Genomic DNA, 20,633 nt, shown 5'->3' on the forward strand with positions numbered 1-20,633 from the left:
GTGATAAATGATAAAGTAAACGATTTGAGAGAGAGATTACATAAATTAATTGAGGAAGAGGCGGATTATAGTGAAATATTAGAGGCAAGTCAAAAACTAGATAAATACATAAATCAGGTTACGAAGAGTACAAGCAGTTGAGAATTTATTGTGATAAATTGATAAAACTTTATAAGCTTAAAAAACTTCTGTTTTTATAATGGAATTCCTTTTAAGAAAGGTTTGTATGATAGATAAGAAATGCAAATAAATAATTGATATTAAAAATATACAGATAGAGTGTTAAAACTATTTGACTAAGTCAACTAGTTTGCTTATAATTATTTTTATGAGAATAAATAAACTAGTTTGGAGTGATTTTATGAAAAATAGAAACTTAAACACAATATCAGAGGTAAGAATTTTTAGTCGATTTTATACAAATGTCTTGGGACTTTTAAATCAAGGTATACTGGATAGTGCATATTCATTAACGGAAGCTCGTATACTTTTTGAGATTAATAAAACTAAAGAATGTACCGCTAATATTTTGATTGATAAACTAAATATTGATAAGGGATACTTAAGTAGGATCTTAAATCGCTTTAAATCGGATGAATTGATTACTAAAGAAAAATGTTCTGGGGATGGACGTTTGAATTTCCTTGAATTGACAGAAAACGGTAGGAATGTCCTATCAAATCTTTCAAAAAGATCTGATAAACAAATTTCTAATCTAATAGATCACTTAGATGAAAGTGAAAAGGAAAGTTTAGTTAATTCAATGGAATGTATTATGAAATTACTGTCTTATGGTAAAAGAGCTTTCAATATTAGATCATATAGAGAAAGTGATATAAAATACATTATTGAAAAACATAGAGAATTATATAAAAAGGAGTTTGGGTTTGGTAATATATTTGGAGATTATGTTGAGAAATATTTAATTGAATTTCATAAAAAACATAATCCGGATTTAGAAAATATATGGATTGCAGAAGAAAGTAATAAATCCGTTGGCGTAATAGCTATAGCTGCAGATAAAACAGATTCTTCTTTAGCGCAGCTTAGATGGTTTTTAATTGATCCAAGTGAAAGAAATAATGGATTAGGTCACATGCTTTTAGACACGGCAATTAATTTTTGTAGAGAGAAGAATTATAAGCATATTTTTTTATGGACTGCTGATGTACTCAAAACAGCCCGTTATCTTTATGGAAATTATGGATTTAAGCTAACTGAATCAGCTGATAATACTACGTGGACAGACCATCTAATTAAAGAAGAACGTTGGGACCTATATATATAATCATTTGCCTTCGATGAAAGTGCCTGCATTTGGAATCTCTTTCAGCAGTATAAATTCTAATACTGTGGAAAGCAGCGCTGTAGAATTTGAAGATCCATTCGGAAATAGGTTGGGCATAACTGATTATACTAAAAAATAATCCATTTAATATAATGCATATATTGTGTATAGAAACGGCCTAGCAGTTCAATATTGCTAAGCTGTTTCTATGATAACCAATCATCATATTATGGTAGGTGAGGAAAATTTAATTGTTGATTTTTCAAAAATGTTCTTTTAAATTTCGTGTCGTAAGATATGGATCATCTGAACACATTACAAGGGACATTACAGCAGCACCATAAATATCAGTTTTCAATAATTTATCTATGTTGCTTTCATTTATACCGCCTATTGCTATAATTGGAATTGAAACATTTTTCAGCATATCTTCCAAAAAAGCAATTCCTCTGGGTTCTAATCCCTTTTTACAATTTGTTTTGAAAATGTGTCCTGCCAGAAGGTAATCTGCACCCTTTTTTTGCACATTTGCCGCCTCTAAAGTGCTGTGAACAGATACTCCTAAAATACCCTTGAATTTAAAATGTTCATTCATATAATCTGCATAATTTGTGTGAAATCCATCAGAATTTACTTCTAGAGCAGCTTCCATATTGCCGTTTATTATAAGAGGTACATTTTGAGGTTCCGTTATCTTTTTGATTTTTTTAGCAAGCTGAATTATTTTACTACAGTCCAAATCTTTTTCACGTAGAATTACGGCATCTGCACCTGCTTGTACTGAACTTTCTATTATATCAAGCATGTTGTTATTTTTTACAAGTTTTCTATTCGTTACTATAAATAGCTTTTGTTTCATAGTGCTATAGGTTCCCAATCCTTCATTACAGGAAAATATCCTTTTTTGATTATTGCCTGTTTCACCTCTGTTAAGCTTCTTTTATCGGAGTTGTCAAATTGCATTTCACCAGGATTCTCCTGAGTATGTCCTCCAACTTCCGTAGATACGCCTGCAGACATTTTGGTGACACCGAGAGGTATGAGATTGTCCCTCATTTCCCTGGATTCTCTTGTGGTTATGTTGGTACCTGATCTTGGAATAAAGAGTTTAAGTGCAAGCAGTATTTGTACCATGTTTTTGTCACTTATTTCATGCAGATCTTTGAAAAAACCTGCATGAGGCCTTATCCGTGGAACTGAAAAATTCACATCTACTCCAGGAAATTTTTTTTGTATATATGCACCGTGCAGTCCACCTAAAAAAGCTTCTTCTCTCCAGTTATAGAGACCATAAAGCGGGCCGAGACCTACGGAATATATACCAGCTTCGCAGGCCCTTTCTGGTGTTTCAAGTCTGTATCTGTAATTTTTCTTTGGACCTCCAAGGTGGACCTTTGAGTATACTTCCTGGTTGTAGGTCTCCTGGTACATAGTAAGACTATCTGCACCGGCTTCAACAAGTTCTCTGTATTCTTCCTTTTTAAGAGAGTATATTTCCAGACATATTGAACTGAAATATTTGTTCATTATTTTTACACAATCTCTTATATAGGAAACAGGCGAATATTTTCTGGATTCTCCTGTCAAAATTATTACATGTCTGAACCCCATGTCATGTACAGCTTTTGCTTCTGTATCAACTTCATCGAGAGTGAGTACCTTTCTGTTTATTTTATTTGTACAATTATATCCACAGTAAGCGCATCTATTTGAACAGTAATTGGCAACGTACATGGGAGTGTACATGACAACGTTTCTTCCAAAGTATTTAAGTGAAAGTCTGTGAGATTTTTGAGCCATCTCTTCCATATGCTTTTCGGCAGTAGGAGAGAGAAGCGCCAGAAAATCCCATTTATCCAGTTCCTCTTTATCTATTATTTTTTCAATTTGTCTGTCTGTAACTTTTTTAAAAAAGTTTTCATAATCAAAATCTTTTAAATTTTGCACTACATCATAAAAGGTCATTTTAAACACTTCCTATCTTAAAAATCCTGTAAGAGGAGATGAGGCTACGGCGACTTCTTTTTCAACACCGGGTTTTGAAAGAAAAGCTTTCCTTCCTGCTTGTATTGCAAGCTTGAAAGCTTCGGCTATGAGTACAGGGTCTTCTGCTGTTGCAAGGGCAGTATTTGCAAGTACTGCATCGGCTCCCATCTCCATGGCTTCTGCGGCGTGAGATGGCTTCCCTATACCTGCATCCACTACAACTGGTATATCTATTTCGTCAATTATAATTTTTAATAGTTCTTTTGTCTTAAGACCTCTATTTGTCCCGATAGGTGCACCCAGAGGCATTACTGCAGAGGCACCGGCATCTACAAGTCTCTTTGCATCCATTAGATCCGGGCTTATATAGGGAAGTACAACAAATCCTTCTTTTACAAGGGCTTCAGTAGCCTTTAAGGTTTCATAGTTGTCGGGAAGCAAGTATTTGCTATCTGAAATAACTTCTATTTTAACCCAATTTCCACATCCTGTTGCTTTAGCTAAATGTGCGAGCCTTATAGCTTCTTCTGCATTTCTTGCACCGGATGTATTTGCCACGAGTATGCAGCTTTTATCTATAAAATTCAATATGTTGTCATTTGGTTCTGCAGCGTGGATATCCATACGTCTCAGTGCTACGGTTATAATTTGTGCTTCAGAACTTTTTATTATATCAGGCACTATTTCATTTGATGTAAATTTACCAGTCCCAATAAAGAACCTGCTCTTTATTTTTCTATTTGCTATTATAAGTTCATCCATAAATTAAAATCTCCTTTAATTTTGATTTATTGTATATAATGTAAATTATCTAACCACCTCCGACATAACGGATTATTTCTACTTTGGAAGTGCTTGATAATTTTTTGGATTTGTACTGTTCCCTGTCTACTAACTCTAAATCCACTTCAATTACAACGGTGTTTTCGTCTATATTTAATTTGTTTAGTAATTGTGATACTGTCGTTTCGGGGGCAAAATCCAATTCTTCTCCATTTACGGTCATTTTTACACCTCATTTTAAAAGCAATTGGAATCGATGTTCTAGTCTTTATCCCGAAGGATATTTATGTTTTTTCCTTCCATTACCTTGTTCATGTTTCTTACAGCACACATTTTTCCACACATGGTACAGGTTTTTTTATCTTCAGGTGTTGAGCTCTTTCTGTATTTTCTGGCTTTTTCAGGGTCTATTGCAGTATCTAATATTTTTTCCCAGTCAAGTGCTCTTCTGGCCTCAGCCATTTTGTTGTCCCAATTTCTTGCACCTTTGATTTCCTTTGCAATGTCTGCAGCATGGGCAGCTATTTTGGCGGCTATAATTCCATCCTTCATATCCTGCAAATCAGGCAGTCTGAGGTGCTCTGCAGGAGTTACATAACAGAGAAAATCCGCTCCATAAGTTGCAGCAATAGCGCCGCCTATGGCGCTTGTTATGTGATCATATCCAGGTGCTATATCTGTTACTATGGGACCTAGTACATAAAATGGAGCATCATGACACAGCTTTCTTTCAAGCTTCATGTTGGTTTCTATTTCATTAAGAGCCATATGACCGGGCCCTTCTATCATTACCTGTACATTTCTTTTCCAGGCTTTTTTTGCCAGTTCACCTAAGGTCATGAGTTCCTTTATCTGGCTTGCGTCTGTAGAATCATCTATACAGCCAGGTCTACAGGCATCTCCCAGACTTATGGTTACATCGTATTTTTCACATATGTCAAGAATTTTATCGAAGTATTCATAGAAAGGATTTTGTCTCTTATTCAAGTTCATCCAAGCATACATCAAGCTGCCTCCTCTTGAGACAAAATTCATAAGTCTCGGGTTTCTCTTGAATATCTGTGCTGCTTCCAGATTTATACCGGCATGGATGGTCATAAAGTCAACCCCATCTCTTGCGTGGGCTTCTATAACGCTTAAAAGTTCCTCAGCAGTTATATCCTTTAATTCTTTATCATAAAAACCAACTGCATCGTATATGGGTACAGTACCTATCATAGAAGGAGACATAGCCACTAACTTGTTTCTAAATTCTCTTGTTTTCCCAAAACAACTTAGATCCATAATGGCCTCAGCTTTCATGTCTATTGCTTTTTTCACTTTGTCAAGTTCCAGATCTATATTACAGCAGTCCTTTGAAATGCCAAGATTGACATTTATCTTTGTTTTAAGCCCTTTTCCCACGCCTTCTGCACTTAAATTTTTATGATTTTTATTGGCTGGAATGACAGCTTTGCCTTTGGACATAAGGTGCATGAGATCCTTGACATCCATATTTTCCTTTTTGGCTACTATACGTATTTCTTCCGTGACTATTCCTTTTCTGGCAGCATCCATCTGGGTTGTATAATTCATTTTATCAATCTCCTTCTTGATTTTATGGATAAAAAAATAGGGAGCAAATGCTTCCCATAGGATATAAAAACTCTGAATGTTTTTTAAAACAGCGTAAATTTCCCTACGTTGGCATTATCCAAATCAGGTTATAAGGGTAAAAGATAGTATCTTACTCTCAGCCTATCAACATGGGCTCCCCTGTAACATTGTATTTTTAAATAAAAAAAGGAGTGTCTGATGAAAACACTCCTCGAATACACATTTTAAATATTTGCTTCCCTACGGTAGTGTTAACTACATCAAGTTCAAAGGGTCAGGTTTTACCTTCTCAACCGAAACGGTTCCCCCACAAACAATTCTATTTACTTTACATATATATAATAGCACTTATCCATATATATGTAAACATTTTTAAAAATTTTCCACTTGTTTTGCACATCTAATCAATTCGTCAGCCGCCTTTGAGCACAGGGAGGCCAGATCTTCTATGTGAATTTCTTTTGAGGCAGAAGAGTCAAAAAAGATGTTTGCCTGGGCTTCGAATTCTTCATCTGCCAGCCATAAGACCAGTACAACGGGCACATTTGGAAATATGTTAAACTGAAGTGACATATCTCCCAGGCATAGTTTTTTAGCATCAAGTTTTTTCCCGGCCTTTAGAAATAGTTCATCTCTGTTTCCGAAGTATTTGGTAAGTTTGTCTATACCATGGCCGGCAAAAAAATCATAGGTGCAGCCTACACCTTCTATTTCCCTGTAGGGTACCCATTTATTGGTCAGTCCACTTTTGGTGCATCTGCAGAGATAGCTCATGATCAGTATTTTATCCATTATCGTATCGGATTCATAAGATAGATCGTTGTGATTAAAATCCTTTAATGTAATAGAGCCTTCCGGATAGGAAATTAAATATTCCCTGTTAAAGTATTTTAAGGTGAACATATTCTTTTCAGCGTCATATTTTGCTCCACTTTTTTGGACAATTTCTTCCAGGGGACGCCGGCTGAATTTTTTACATAGATCCTTATAACACAGCACATAGTTGTTTTTCTTGTTTCCTATTGTGAAACACCTCTTTTCTATCAAGTATTTTTTGAAGCAGGAGACATGATATTTTAATTATATACTATTTAATATATATAAAAACAGCATTATATTTGTGAATGATAATGCTGTTTTTGTGTTATTTAACATAATATTTTTTGGCTTTACACTTCAAAACGGAAGCCGATTATGAAATTATCCGGCTTCTTTTTTGACTAATAGGCAGCAGCTGCTGCAGGTTGTCTGTAATGAGAATAATCTCCGGGATATCTTGAAATATGTTTTGATAAATTATCGGATCTATGTCTGAAATTGGAAATACTGTTGATGTTATTGTTGTAACTGGAGTTAGTAGTTGTTGTAAATGATTCACCATCTGCTCCGATCTCAGAGGGATAAATTGCGATATTTCCACCATTTGATATCATGGCAACAGGGTGAATTTTGTTGCTGGAATCAGATAATGAATTTCCATTGACTTTGGCCGATTGATATTTTACCTCATCCGCGTTTGCTAGAGGTAGAAGCTGATTGTTCTGATTAGCCGGATCTTCGCTGATCCATTCTGCGGATGTGCCTATTTTCTGCTCATAGGAAGAATCAAGGGTAGTGGATATAGTTTTTGTTACTGCTTCTCCTTTAGGCGTAGTTGCAGTGAATGTTAAATTCCATGTGGAATTCGAAGCCTTGGATATAGTTACACTGATAGTTGAGCCAATTGGGATACTAACTATATTCTGGGCAGCATCGGGCAATTTTTCCCAAAAAACTTCAACTATAGGTTGTCCATTTTGTATCTCCTCTATAGTTCCCATTTGAAGGAGATCTTCAGAATTTACTCCTCCCAAGCCTATCCATTGTGCGGTTGAGGCATTTTGACGATTGGATGTAATATTAGGTACTGTCCAACTTCCTGAAACGCTTGTATAAGTATTGTTCTGGGAAACAGGTACAGCTATATAGCCTGCCCAATTACCTGATTTTTCAGTGCTAGCTGGAAGATTAACCCTATTTATGGTGTTTTGAGGCTGGTAGTTATAAATTGAATGAGTTATATTCCTCTTTGGAAAATAATTTGATAAAATATAGCTGCCTCTGTAAGTATCGCCGAATTGTTCCTTTGCAATTGCAGATCCGGCTCCACTTCCCAATACCACAAATAATGCCAGCAGCAAAATTTGAAGTTTTTTTAAGATGTTTTTCATTGATTAATTTCCCCCTTCCATTATATTTATAAAAAATGAGTATATAAAAACTACTTGATATACAATAGTTTCTCGCTAATATATTACAAAATCGTGGTAATAATATTACCATATTGTAAATTTTTTGCCTTCAATTATATTTATTGTGAAAGAAATTCATTGTTGGTTAAATCAGGTTCTGAATTTACAAGGTTCTGTAGAAGGTATTATTATTTGTGATATAATAATTACTATAAAATTGGACCGCGTAGGAGATTGAGATAAAATATGAAGGATATACATAAGAGGATCGATGAAATATTACCACGGATAGCTGATCCGTATTTCAGACAGAATAAGGGACTTGGAGATGAAATAGGATTTTATATTTTTGATTATGATCCTAAATATGAGCTTTTAATTAGGGATAGAGTTAAATTTATAGAGGAAAAGGCAAAAAAAGCCTATGGGCTCAATATAATCGAGTTTGACCTTTATGATATTATTTTGAACATTTTAAAATCAAAGGGATATCTTGAAAAAAACTTTGAGATGGAGAAAAAAAAAGGAAGCAAATATGTTTTAAATGCAACCAAGAAAGCTCTTAGACTTACATTGAAAAATGATCTTATGGTAGGGTATATAGCAGACAGGATTGGCGGAAGCGATATAATATTTTTAACTGGAGTTGGAAAATCATGGCCTATAATCGGATCATATGGAGTGTTAAACAACCTGCATAGAGTTATAGAAAAACAACCTCTTGTTATGTTTTTTCCAGGCACCTATGATGGAGGCTCCCTAATGCTGTTTAATATTTTAAAAGATGACAACTATTACAGGGCATTTCAATTAATAGATAAGTATTGAATTATGGGGGAGACAAAAAAATGAAATTTATTTTGAAGGATATGTTTTATAAAGAAATAGACAGGGATATAAAAGGTGTTATCAAAGTTGGGCAGGAAGATGATGAAAATGTAAAACAGGAACTAGATGAATATGTTGTAACCAGTGAGTTAAAGAAACACATAGATGAGTTTTTTGAAATGTATAAAACCAGTATACTGGAAGATACGGATAAGAACGGGGTGTGGATTTCAGGATTCTTTGGAAGCGGTAAGTCCCACCTTTTGAAAATATTATCCTATCTTTTGGAGAATAAAATTATAGATGGTAAAAATGCTATTGATTATTTTAGTGACAAGGGATTGGATAATTTTACTCTTGAGAATATGAAACTGGCTGGGGATACCCCGACCGATGTAATTCTTTTTAATATAGACTCCAAATCAGAGGCGGATTCTAAATCGAATAAAGATGCCATTGTAAATGTGTTTAATAAAGTGTTTAGTGAAATGCAGGGTTTTTGTGGATCAATGCCATGGATAGCGAATATGGAACGGCAGATGGTTAAAGACGGTGTATATGAGAAATTTAAAAGATTTTTTAAAGAGATGTCCGGAAAGTCATGGCTTGAATCAAGAGAGGATTTTTATTATGAGGAGGATTCAATTGTAAAGTCGTTATCTGAAACTACAAAGATGAGTGAAAAATCTGCAAGGAATTGGTACAATAAATGTGAAGAAAATTATTCACTTAGCATAGATAAATTTACATCTAGGGTAAAAGAATACATTAAATCAAAGGGAAAAAACCATCATGTTATATTTATGGTAGACGAAATGGGACAATATATTGGAGATAATACAAAACTCATGTTAAACCTCCAGACTCTGGTGGAAGATCTCGGTACTAAATGTGGTGGAAAGTGCTGGGTTGTTGTCACTTCACAGGAGGGTCTGGATGAATTTACAAAAGTAAAGGGAAATGATTTTTCTAAAATTCAGGGAAGATTTAATATCCGGCTTTCACTGTCTTCTGCAAATGTTGACGAGGTAATAAAAAAACGTATACTTAGGAAAAAAAATACTGCCGAAAGTTATTTGAGATTGTTATATGAGCAGAAGGAATCAATAATAAAAAACCTGCTGACTTTTACATCAGATACTGCAGAAATGAAAATTTACAGGAATGAAAAGGAATTTGCAGAAGTCTATCCTTTTATACCCTATCAGTTTAATCTCATTCAATCTGTATTCAATGGAGTGAGGGAACATGGGGCATCCGGTAAGAGTCTATCCAGGGGAGAGAGAAGTTTGCTGGGGGCATATCAGCAGGTTGCGGTGGATTATATGGAAGAAGATACAAGGATGCTTGTCCCTTTTTCCTCCTTTTACAAAACTATAGAGATCTTTCTGGACTCCTCCATTAGATCAGTTGTAATTTATGCAGAAAAAAATGAAAAATTAGATGCCTTTGACGTGAAAGTTTTGAAACTGCTATTTCTTTTAAAGTATGTAAAAGAAATAAAAGCAAATATAGAAAATATATCTACACTGTTGGTAAATAGAATAGATGCAGATAAATTGCATATAAAAAAAGATGTACAGATTTCTTTGAAGAAACTTATGAGGCAGACACTCATTCAGAAAAATGGAGAAGAGTATGTATTTCTCACAAATGATGAACAGGATGTAAATAGGGAAATAAACAACATGCCCGTGGATATTGGAAAAGTCACACATAAGATTTCTGAAATCATTTTTGATGATATATATAATGGCGCTAAATTTTCCTATTCGAGAAGGTATCAATTTACTTTTAATAAAATAGTAGATGACAGAACAATTGGTTCTCAGATAAATGAAATAGGAGTGAGGGTAATAACTCCAAGTTTTGAACTGTCCCGTGATTCCAGTGAGGCCGAATTGAAACTTCTATCTGTCAGGGAAGGTAACGTTATTTTAGATATTTCACAGGATTATTCATATCTTGATGAAATAGAAAACATGTTGAAGATAGATGAGTATCTTAGAATTAAAAGCGGTATAAAATCCAGTGCTGCCGTAGAAGATATCAAGGTAAAAAAAAGCAGGGAAAGAGGAGAAAGAGCTAAAAGGGCTAAATTCTTAATAGAAGGGTCAATGGAAAAAGCACCTATATACATAAATGGAAGTTTAGTAGATATAAATGAAAAGAATCCTATAGACAGAATGAACAGTGGATTGAGAATATTGGTGAATTCCAAATACAACAAGCTGAATTATGTAGAAAAATTTACTAATAGTGTAAAAGAACTTTATGATATTGTGGATAAAAAATTTAACCAGATGGAGATTGCAGATACAAATCCAAATAAACTAGCGGTGGATGAGATACAAAATCATATACAGATCAGTTCATCCAGAAATCTTCAGGTTACAGTTAAAACTGTATTGGCTAAATTTTCAAACCCTCCTTATGGATGGAAGGGTTTAGATATAGCTGCTGTTATAATAGAGTTGTTTAAAAAACAGTGTATCAAGGTGATATTAAATGGGGAGGTAATTAGTCCCAATGATAGGGAAATAGTGCATTATGTTACCAAAAGGGAATATGTTGAAAGGACAATATTGAAGATCAGAGAGAGAGTAAGCCAGAAATATGTAGATACGGTAAGAGATTTAAGCAGGGATATGTTTAATTTTCTGTCCCTTCCCTCTGATGAGGATGGAATAATGGATATATTCAAAGGAGAATGTAAAAATGAGCTCTCTAAGATCAACGAAATGCTTGTTAAATTTTCTTCTAGAACGCGTTATCCTGGAGAAGAGGTTCTGCAATTGGGAAAAAGATTATTTCAGAAAATAATGGAGATCACGGATACAGTGGAATTCTTCAAAAGAATATATGATCTTGAAGAGAATTTTCTGGATTATGAAGATGATGTGGATGATATAAAAGCATTTTTTTATAAGAAAGAAAATGGTGTGATTGACTTTTCTTCTACAGGTGAACAGAAAATTATATTTGACAGAGCTGTGGAAAAACTGAAAAATTATGATGTAAATAAGGAATATATAATAGATGATGACATGAATGTGATTATGAAGAAAATAAGAGAGATACTCAAAATGAAAAGACCTTATTCTCGAATACATGAACTGCCTGTTCTAATAGAAAAGTACAATGACAAAGTAGTAGTACTTTTGGAAGAAAAGAGCATTCCAATAAAAGAATTCATAGAAAAGTGCAGAGATCAAGTTTTTGATGTCTTGAAAACATGCAGCTTCAAAAGTATATTTGAAGACAAGGTAAGAGGGGAGTTTGAAGATCTTTACAATAGAGTTGAAAGTGCGGATAATTTTGCAGTGATAGCTTCTATGTCCGATTTGGCAGAGAAGGTCAAACTTAAATGGGTGAAGATAATAGTTGAAGAAAAAGTTCAAAAAATGCAAAGGAACAATGATAGAGGGCCTGAAATTGTTGTGAAAATAAAGACTCTGAGCATGAGAGAACTGGTGAAGGGTCAGAAAATTATAAAGAATGTCCAAGATATAGATGAAGTGGTGGAGTTTCTAAGAGGTAAGTTGAAGGAGGAACTGAAAGACAATACCATAATAAATTTGATATAACAGATGAGTTAGGGGAAAAGCAGCCGTGGATAAAAATAAGATAAAGGTATTTGCCATATGGGCCAGAGAGAATTTAATAGAGGCAGTTAGTGAAAAAGCCAACCTGATAGGTGTAGGCGGGCAGAAAATAGACACTGCAGTGGAAATCCAGGGCGGATTCAAATTAAATGGAAGTGGAGATATATTCAAGCTTCCGAAGAATCAGAGAGATGCCCTTGTAGGGCAGGTAAGGAAAAGGGGGTTTAAGCCAGTTATGGAGGAAGCCGCCTATACCTGGTTTAACAGATTTATGGCACTTAGATATATGGAAGTTAACAATTATCTTCCCCTTGGTGTGAGAATACTTTCTTCAATAGAGGGAAAAAATGAACCGGATGTACTTTTTAGAATTTCAGAGACAATAGAGGAATTAAAACTTGATGGAGACAGTGTATATGGGCTTCTGGACAGTGGAAAAGCTGAAGATAGAGAAGAAGCTTATAAATACATATTGATAAAACAGTGCAGTGAACTTGGCAGTATAATGCCCCAGATGTTTGAGAAAATAAGTGATTATACGGAGCTGCTCTTTCCGGCACATCTTCTTGATAAGGGTTCCGTGATAGGGAAGATGGTGGAGGACATACCGGAAGATGACTGGAAAGAGGGAGTGGAAATAATAGGATGGATGTACCAGTACTACATATCCGAGAAGAAGGATAAGGTGTTTGCAGCACTTAAGAAAAATGTAAAAATAACAAAAGAGAATATACCTGCCGCAACACAGCTTTTTACTCCTGACTGGATAGTTAAATACATGGTTGAGAATTCACTGGGAAGGCTGTGGCTTGAGGGTCACCCGGATGCAGAACTGCAGGGAAAATGGAAGTATTATATTGAAGAAACCGGGCAGGAGCCAGAAGTTGAGGAAGAACTGGAGAGTATAAGAGAACAATACGGCAAATTCAGACCTGAGGATATAAAAGTGCTGGATCCATGTATGGGCTCGGGACATATACTGGTTTATGCCTTTGAAGTATTCTATGAAATATACAAGAGGGAAGGGTATTTGGAGAGGAAAATACCAAGGCTTATACTTGAAAACAATCTGTACGGGCTGGATATAGACGAGAGGGCAGTACAGCTGGCTTCATTTGCACTTATAATGAAGGCAAGACAATACAACAGGAGGCTGTTTAGGGATATAGAGAAAAATGAACTGGAACTCAATCTGTGCTCCATACAGGAAAGTAATGAGTTTTTAGATGGAACTGGCAGAGAAGCAGTGGAGTACTTCTGCAATTCACAATCCACAGAACACAGTGTACAGCTGAAGGAGGATGTTAAGTATTTAATTGAAACCTTTAAAGATGCCGGGGAGTATGGTTCCATAATTGAAGTTGAAAAGGTTGATTTTGAATTATTAGAGCAGAGACTTGAGGAGATAGCCGGGGAAGATAATCTGATGTTTGCAGATTATAAAAGCATACTTTTAGACAAGATGGGAGCGTTGGTGAAGCAGGCTGAGATAATGGGCAGGAAATATGAAATCTGTGCTACTAATCCGCCCTATTTAGGAAGAAAAGGTATGAATAGCAATCTAAAAATATACCTGGAAGACAAATTCAATGATTCAAAATATGATTTGTTCTCTGTATTTATGGAAAAATTGAGTTCATTTTCAGGTGATAATTGTATATATGCCGTGATCAGTCAGCATTCGTGGATGTTTCTATCATCCTATTATAAATTGAGAGAAAAGATGCTGGATAATGAAGTTACAATAAACATGCTGCATTTAGGTGCTAGAACATTTGATGAAATAGCCGGGGAGGTTGTACAATCTACTGCTTTTGTTCAGAGAAAGTTTGCCAACAGCAAATATAAAGGTAGATACATTAGATTAGTGAATATGTCATCCAGGAAAAAAGAAGTAAAAACGATAAGTATTATAAAAAGTGGTTTTGGAATATATGATTGCAGTGAAAGTGTATTCAAATGTTTACCCGGTTGTCCAATAGCGTATTGGATTAGTGATAATATGAAAAGGTTGTTTGATAATACAGCACCTTTGGGTAATATTGCAGAGCCAAAACAGGGAATGGCAACAGCAGACAATAACAGATTTACAAGGTTATGGTTTGAGGTAAACAGAGATTCTATGGGTATAAGATATAAAAATGCAAGTACTGCAGAAAAGAGTTCGAAGAAGTGGTTCCCATATAATAAGGGAGGAGATTTTAGAAAGTGGTATGGTAATAATGAATTTGTCGTCAACTGGAGGCACAATGGATATGAAATTAAAAACTATAAATCATCAGTAATAAGAAATGAAGATTTTTATTTTAAAAAGGGAGTAACCTGGTCTCTAGTTAGTACTTTTAATTTTGCAGCAAGATTAAGTCAGCAAGGTTTTTTGTTTGATGTAGGAGGCTCCTCAATATTTCCTAAAGAAACTTTTCTTGAATATGTCTTGGCATTGATGAATTCGAAAATTACCTATGAGGTTTTAAAGATAATAGCACCTACAATTAATTTTCAGGTTGGAGATATTAAGAAAATACCATTGATTTTACATGACAATAGTGACATCAAAAGAGACATTATGGAATTAACCAGAAACAATATAGAAATTTCAAAGAATGACTGGGATTCTTTTGAAACGTCCTGGGATTTTAAAATTCACCCACTTTTACTGGCCGATAGCGGAAAGCTCACGGCAGGCAACGGGAATAGGAGAAGTACTAATAACTATCCGCTTAAAACCACCCGCTTATCCGATGCTTTTGATATATGGAAGTCCTTTGCAGACAGGCAGTTTCAGCAGTTAAAGCATAATGAAGAAGAGCTTAACGGGATATTCATCCGTATCTATGGGCTTCAGGAGGAGATTGTACCTGAAGAGGAGGATAGGGATGTTACTGTCAGAAAGGCGGACAGAGAGAGGGACATAAAATCATTTATATCCTATGCTGTAGGATGCATGTTCGGCAGGTACTCCGTTGATGTAGAAGGTCTTATATATGCGGGAGGGGAGTTCAGTTCTCATTTTAGGGTGGGCAATTCACAGCCTGGAGGAGAAACCTGGCAGGTTAGAAAAATAGAGAGAGACAATGACGGAAATGTCATATCGGACTTTTGGACAAATGCCACCTTTGCTCCTGACAGGGACAATGTCATTCCCATTACGGAAGATGAGTATTTTGAAGATGACATAGTTTCAAAATTTATCAAATTTGTGAAGATTGTGTACGGGGAAGACACTTTGGAGGAAAATCTGGATTTTATAGCCGATTCCATAGGGAGGAAATCTTCTGAAACGGCAAGGCAGTCGCTTAGGAGATATTTTGTCGGAGAATTTTACAGTGATCATGTAAAGAACTATAAGAAGAGACCTATTTACTGGCTCTTCGATTCCGGGAAAAGCAACGGATTCAAGGCGCTTATTTATATGCACAGGTACAGAGATCAGACTGTAGCTAAAGTCAGGATGGATTATCTGCACGTGCTTCAGAGAAAATATGGGACTGAAATTGAGAGACAGAGGCTTATAGTTGATTCGGAAGATTATTCATCAAGAGAGAGAAATTCTGCTAAGAAGAAAATATATAGGATAAAGAAGCAGATGGAAGAGTGCAGGGAATATGACCGGGCTGCGGCGCACCTGGCAAATAAGAGAATACGAATTGATCTAGATGAAGGAGTTAAAGCAAACTATGCCAGATTTCAGGGAGTTGAAGGCATTGATTCCAGCGGGAAAAAAGTTGAAATGAATTTGCTGGCCAAAATATAATGTTGATTTCAGTGAATATTTTATATTGATTCCGGAAGATAAAAACATTGAATATATATTCAGAATGATACTAGCTTAGTGCATTGATTAAGCTAGTTTTTTATGTTTACAATCAAAGTACAAAATCTGATGTCAGAAAATCTATCATGGCTTCGTATTAAATTATGAAAGCTTCTTAAGGAGGAAAAATGTGAATATAGATGAAAATAATTTTGTGGAACAAATAAAAGAGAAAAATTCAAAAGCATTGGAATTTGCAGTGGACAAATATAGCAATCTGGTTTTTAAGGTGGTGCGGACAGTGCTGAATTCCAAATTTCAGCTTCAACACTCAGAAGAATGTGTTAATGATGTATTCTGGGCTGTTTGGAACAATATATGGAGTTTTGATCCGGAAAAGGGGAAATTTAAATACTGGATAACTGCTATAGCAAAGTATAAGGCTATAGATTATAAAAGAAAACTTTTCAATGAAAGTACAAACGATAGTGTAGATAACTACGATTTCCAATGTGATATTAATACGGAACATACAATAATATCAAAAGAGAATAGAAAAGAGATTTTGAGAGCAATAAATGATATGAAAGATCTGGATAAGCAAATATTTATAAGAAGGTATTTTTTATGCGAAAATATAGAAAATATAGCAGAAAGCTATGGATTAAATAGAAGAATTAACAGAAAGAGAAATTTTAAATTTCTAAAATGTGCTTCAATTGCGGCAGCTATTAGTTTAATCAGTATTACAGGTATAGGCATGGTTTCTCCTGCTTTTGCCGAAAATATTCCAATTTTAAATTCTATAATTCAAACTCTAAATGATAGATTGGGTTCTCATGGAAACTATTCTAAATATTCTCAGCTCATAAATAAAAGTGTTACAAGCAATGGAGTAACTCTTACCATAAATGAGGCCATGGCCGATGGTTCAAAATTGATTATAGGTTATACTGTAAAAAGCAATAAAAAAATTGAAGGCCTGGAATCTTCAAGTCTATCTAGGTTTTTAAAAATAAATGGAAAATATATAGATGGTTCTACTGGCTCTGCCTCTGGAAATTATATTAACAGCTGCACTTACGTGGGAACTGAAGAAATTCATACTGATTTATTCAAGAATTCTTCTAATTTCAATGTGGATTTAAATATTGATGAACTATCCAATATAAGAGGTAAATGGAATTTTGAATTCAGTATATCTAAGGATGAACTGGTTAAGAATAGCCGTATATTTAAACCAGATAAGAAAATCGATTTGCCAGACAGCACTGCAAATATAGACAAAATAGTATTTTCCCCTATAGATACCTCTATTTTTGTAAGTGGAAATGTTAAAACAGAAAAATATATATCTGATTCATCCAATAATTCTTATAACAATGTATTCAACTACAATTACTGGATTGTTTTTGATGATAATGGAGTACAGCTTCTGCCTAAAGGCGGTGGTATTACTGGTGATTTTCCAGGGACTTTCTCTGCCGAGATGAATTATATGAGCGTAAAACGTATCCCGAAATATTTGACTGTTATTCCCTGCAATATTTATTCTACAGGTGCAGGAGGAACATATACAGACAAGAATGGTAAAAAAGTTTCATATAAGATGAAGGGGAATAAACCTGAAGAAATATACAGAGTCATAGATGGAAAATATCCCATAGAACTTCCCCAGGGCAGGATGGGTAAACTCATAATAAATGAAATTAAAACTGAAAGCAATTCAACTACAATTAGATTTACAGCCGTTGGAAAGGCTCCCTATTTTCAGGCAACCAACCTCTTTGTAAAAGACAATTCTGGAAAAGATCTCGCTCCTAAGAGGTATATTGACAGATTGGATGATAAACATCCCAATGAATTTACAATAGTATTTCCAGCACTGGATTCCAATAAGAAATATACTTTAAAAACGACTGATCTCAGCAATTTTGAGTTCAGAGAAGATCTAAAATTTAGAATAGATTTAAATGAGTGATTTAAGTCTGCATTCTGAGGTATCCATATGTTATTGCTGCCTCGCCGAGCAGCAATAACATGTGAAATTTTAAATTAAATATATTTATGGATAAAGCTATGAAGTATGCCTAAAATCTGTCAAACTCTTTATTATGGATTTTTCTTGTATTTTAGTAATTGTACCTTTGCTTACTAAAGTATCCAATCTATTCCTGAAAAATTCAGTCATATTTTTTATGTGTTCTTTTCTACAGGAAATAAATAAATTTTGTACAGCATTTTTTTGTTCTTTATTTAAAGTTCCCTTAGTTACTAATTCATTCAACCCATTGTTAAAATAATTTTTGAAATTTTTTCCCTGTTTTCTGGAAGAGGAAAATAACTTTTGTATGGCTGATTTTTGCTTCTTGGTTATCGTACCATTTTTAACTAGAACATCTAATTTATTTTTAGAGCATTTATGTTTCTCTTTCATAAATTTTCGGAAATCATCATGTTTTATTGAATTCAGTACTATGTTTTCCTGATCTTTTGTTATTATACCATCTTTTACTAGTTTATCAAGACGAAATTTATAATCAGGATGTTTATGATTTTTATTGCTTTTCAAAACGGTCTGACTTGTTATGGGTACATTGTCGGGTGACAGGGCATGAACCATTACAGGGCTGATATTTAACAAAATTAAAGTAATTAACCCGGCAATTATTTTAGTAGTTCTTTTTGGCATTTTATCTACCTCCTCAAATTAAGTGATTGTTAGATTTAGGTGGAGCTTTCTCATGAAAATTACTGTTCAGAATGAGTATCCCTTCCACAAATCTGATATCCCTTTTTACTGCTGTAAACTTTCCAGCGTGTTTTTGATTCAAAGTCACTGTTACCTATAGGCTGAGTATTTTTACCTTTTTTTTGTTTTATATCCTTAGTTTTATCATGTATTGATTTTGACATAAAGACACCTCCATTCATTAACATAGCTTTTACTTAAGGGAGTTTTTTATTCGAAATTTCATGAAATGATCTGTAGGGTGTAAAAAATTAGTAGTAGAAAAAAATATCAAAAAAATTAGATGAAGAAGAAAATGACATGTGATGTCTATGATATAATTTAAAGGTAAAACCCGTTGATATTTTTCTAATATGAAATAAATACAGTATATACAATAGAAATGCTACTTTTATATAGTTGAAAACGTTACTGAATAAAATTAAAGGAGAGAGAGTACATGGCAGCTGATGAATTTGATGTATTTTTATTTGATCTAGATGGAGTTATCTATATAGAAGGCAATCCTCTTCCAGGGGCAGTAGAATGCCTTGAACTTCTTCGAAGAAATAGAAAAGCGATTAGATTTTTAACAAATAACCCCTGCACAACGCGGGAAAAAATGGTGAAACGTTTAAATAAAATTGGCATAGAGGCACATAGTGAAGAAGTAATTACAGCAAGTTGGGTTACAGCTCAATACTTGAAGAAGAAAAATATAAAGACTGTATTTGTCCTTGGAGATGAAAATTCAAAGTGGGAGTGTAAACAAGCCGGAATTTTAATTGATGATACGATGAGTGCAGAAGCAGTTGTAGTGGGCTGGGATGATAAATTGCGTCTTCGTGATATTAAAAAAGCAGTGCAATTAATTGATAATGGTGCAAAATTTATTGGGACAAACAATGATAGAAATTTTCCAGGTACAGAAGGCCTTTTACCGGCAGTTGGGGCAATTGTGAAAGCAGTTGAGGTAGCATCAGAAAAAAAGCCTGTAATTATAGGAAAACCCTATCCCTATATGTTTAAGAAAGCTCTTGAGGATTTAAAAGTACCTTCTAGGGCAGTAATGATAGGTGACAATTCATATAGCGATATCTTAGGAGCACATCAGATGGGAATACAAGCCATTCTAGTATCGAATAAAAAGACAAATAGCTTTCCATCTGCCAGGGATTTTCGTAATCCCGATGCTGTTATTTCAAATTTAAAGGGATTATTTGATGATAATTTAGCTGTGAAAAAGTGGGCTTCACCTTCTTTTCCCTGGCCTAATGATGGTGTTAAAGCAGGAGTTGCAGGCATCATATTTGACAGGCATAAAAAAGTTCTTCTGATGAAACGTGCGGATAATGGATTGTGGGGTATTCCTTCAGGACATGTTGAACCTGGAGAAACCGTAGAAGAAGCAATTATCAGAGAAATTATGGAGGAAACCGGTTTGAAAGTTAAGGTCAATAGATTAATTGGAGTTTATTCAAACCCCCTTTCACAAGTTTTTTCATATCCAAGTGGCAAGATAGACCATTTTATTACAACCTGTTTTGAATGTGAAGTTGTGGGGGGCAATTTAATTAAAAGTGGAGAAGAAACATTGGATGTAGATTATTTTGATTTTGACCGTTTACCAAAAAATCTTTTGCCCATGCACCCAATGTGGCTTAAAGATGCCCTGCAGAAAGAAAAAGTTTCATATATACGTTAGAATTTTTTATAATTGAATATGCCTGATCAATTATTTCCAAAATAAAAAATTGGTCCATTAGTTCTTGGTATATGTATAAAAAAGTTGAGAAACAATAATTCTCAACTTTTTTTATATATAAAGATA

16 protein-coding genes and 2 riboswitches are annotated in these 20,633 nt (G+C 34.5%); of the genes, 7 read left to right on the plus strand and 9 right to left on the minus strand.

Annotated features, from left to right (window positions below; all coding sequences use genetic code 11):
• Together J5G60_RS01855 and J5G60_RS01860 are read left to right on the plus strand one after the other, a co-directional pair.
• Window positions 1-141: an aspartyl-phosphate phosphatase Spo0E family protein gene (locus J5G60_RS01855; RefSeq protein WP_150355668.1), complete on the plus strand. Its 141-nt coding sequence runs from the start codon at window positions 1-3 to the stop codon at window positions 139-141.
• A 220-nt stretch (window positions 142-361) separates the two neighbouring features.
• Window positions 362-1,288, plus strand: a complete 927-nt coding sequence (locus tag J5G60_RS01860; RefSeq protein ID WP_150355667.1) for a bifunctional helix-turn-helix transcriptional regulator/GNAT family N-acetyltransferase — start codon at window positions 362-364, stop codon at window positions 1,286-1,288.
• A gap of 262 nt (window positions 1,289-1,550) precedes the next feature.
• Here the strand turns inward: J5G60_RS01860 and J5G60_RS01865 are convergent, their stop codons facing one another.
• The 7 genes from J5G60_RS01865 to J5G60_RS01895 form a co-directional block, all read right to left on the minus strand.
• A complete protein-coding gene (locus J5G60_RS01865) occupies window positions 1,551-2,147 on the minus strand; it encodes a thiamine phosphate synthase (RefSeq protein WP_150355666.1) in 597 nt (198 codons plus the stop codon).
• A complete protein-coding gene (gene thiH / locus J5G60_RS01870; RefSeq protein WP_150355665.1) occupies window positions 2,144-3,253 on the minus strand; it encodes a 2-iminoacetate synthase ThiH in 1,110 nt (369 codons plus the stop codon). Before thiH ends, J5G60_RS01865 begins: the two co-directional genes overlap by 4 nt.
• A 12-nt stretch (window positions 3,254-3,265) precedes the next feature.
• Window positions 3,266-4,036: a thiazole synthase gene (locus J5G60_RS01875; RefSeq protein ID WP_150355664.1), complete on the minus strand. Its 771-nt coding sequence runs from the start codon at window positions 4,034-4,036 to the stop codon at window positions 3,266-3,268.
• Window positions 4,037-4,085: 49 nt separating this feature from the next.
• Window positions 4,086-4,280: a sulfur carrier protein ThiS gene (gene thiS, locus J5G60_RS01880; protein ID WP_150355663.1), complete on the minus strand. Its 195-nt coding sequence runs from the start codon at window positions 4,278-4,280 to the stop codon at window positions 4,086-4,088.
• A gap of 38 nt (window positions 4,281-4,318) precedes the next feature.
• Window positions 4,319-5,632 (minus strand): phosphomethylpyrimidine synthase ThiC, encoded by a 1,314-nt coding sequence (thiC, locus tag J5G60_RS01885; protein ID WP_150355662.1) that lies wholly within the window; start codon window positions 5,630-5,632, stop codon window positions 4,319-4,321.
• An 81-nt stretch (window positions 5,633-5,713) separates the two neighbouring features.
• A riboswitch (TPP riboswitch) is annotated at window positions 5,714-5,824 on the minus strand.
• 48 nt (window positions 5,825-5,872) lie between these two features.
• A riboswitch (TPP riboswitch) is annotated at window positions 5,873-5,972 on the minus strand.
• Between the two features lie 53 nt (window positions 5,973-6,025).
• Window positions 6,026-6,652: a DUF3786 domain-containing protein gene (locus J5G60_RS01890; RefSeq protein ID WP_229981608.1), complete on the minus strand. Its 627-nt coding sequence runs from the start codon at window positions 6,650-6,652 to the stop codon at window positions 6,026-6,028.
• A gap of 221 nt (window positions 6,653-6,873) precedes the next feature.
• Window positions 6,874-7,863: a G1 family glutamic endopeptidase gene (locus tag J5G60_RS01895; RefSeq protein WP_150355661.1), complete on the minus strand. Its 990-nt coding sequence runs from the start codon at window positions 7,861-7,863 to the stop codon at window positions 6,874-6,876.
• Window positions 7,864-8,130: 267 nt separating this feature from the next.
• Here J5G60_RS01895 and J5G60_RS01900 point away from each other — a divergent pair, with 267 nt between their 5' ends.
• The 4 genes from J5G60_RS01900 (at window position 8,131) to J5G60_RS01915 (ending at window position 18,052) form a co-directional block, all read left to right on the plus strand.
• The gene (locus tag J5G60_RS01900) at window positions 8,131-8,712 is read left to right on the plus strand and encodes a DUF1788 domain-containing protein (protein WP_150355660.1); all 582 of its coding nucleotides are present in this window, start codon (window positions 8,131-8,133) and stop codon (window positions 8,710-8,712) included.
• Window positions 8,713-8,732: 20 nt separating this feature from the next.
• Window positions 8,733-12,299: a BREX system P-loop protein BrxC gene (gene brxC, locus J5G60_RS01905; RefSeq protein WP_150355659.1), complete on the plus strand. Its 3,567-nt coding sequence runs from the start codon at window positions 8,733-8,735 to the stop codon at window positions 12,297-12,299.
• A gap of 25 nt (window positions 12,300-12,324) precedes the next feature.
• The gene (pglX, locus tag J5G60_RS01910; protein WP_150355658.1) at window positions 12,325-16,071 is read left to right on the plus strand and encodes a BREX-1 system adenine-specific DNA-methyltransferase PglX; all 3,747 of its coding nucleotides are present in this window, start codon (window positions 12,325-12,327) and stop codon (window positions 16,069-16,071) included.
• A 190-nt stretch (window positions 16,072-16,261) separates the two neighbouring features.
• Window positions 16,262-18,052: a sigma-70 family RNA polymerase sigma factor gene (locus tag J5G60_RS01915; RefSeq protein ID WP_150355657.1), complete on the plus strand. Its 1,791-nt coding sequence runs from the start codon at window positions 16,262-16,264 to the stop codon at window positions 18,050-18,052.
• 96 nt (window positions 18,053-18,148) lie between these two features.
• On the opposite strand, the gene J5G60_RS01920 is transcribed toward J5G60_RS01915, so the two are convergent.
• Window positions 18,149-18,763: a hypothetical protein gene (locus J5G60_RS01920; protein WP_150355656.1), complete on the minus strand. Its 615-nt coding sequence runs from the start codon at window positions 18,761-18,763 to the stop codon at window positions 18,149-18,151.
• A 59-nt stretch (window positions 18,764-18,822) separates the two neighbouring features.
• Window positions 18,823-18,987, minus strand: coding sequence for a hypothetical protein (locus J5G60_RS01925; RefSeq protein WP_179977419.1), 165 nt, complete (start codon window positions 18,985-18,987; stop codon window positions 18,823-18,825).
• A gap of 275 nt (window positions 18,988-19,262) precedes the next feature.
• Here J5G60_RS01925 and J5G60_RS01930 point away from each other — a divergent pair, with 275 nt between their 5' ends.
• Window positions 19,263-20,507, plus strand: a complete 1,245-nt coding sequence (locus J5G60_RS01930) for an HAD-IIA family hydrolase (protein ID WP_150355655.1) — start codon at window positions 19,263-19,265, stop codon at window positions 20,505-20,507.
• Window positions 20,508-20,633: the final 126 nt, after the last annotated feature.

It is taken from the genome of Clostridium sp. HV4-5-A1G (assembly GCF_900184915.1).
Classification (GTDB): Bacteria; Bacillota; Clostridia; order Clostridiales; family Clostridiaceae; genus Clostridium_B; species Clostridium_B aromativorans.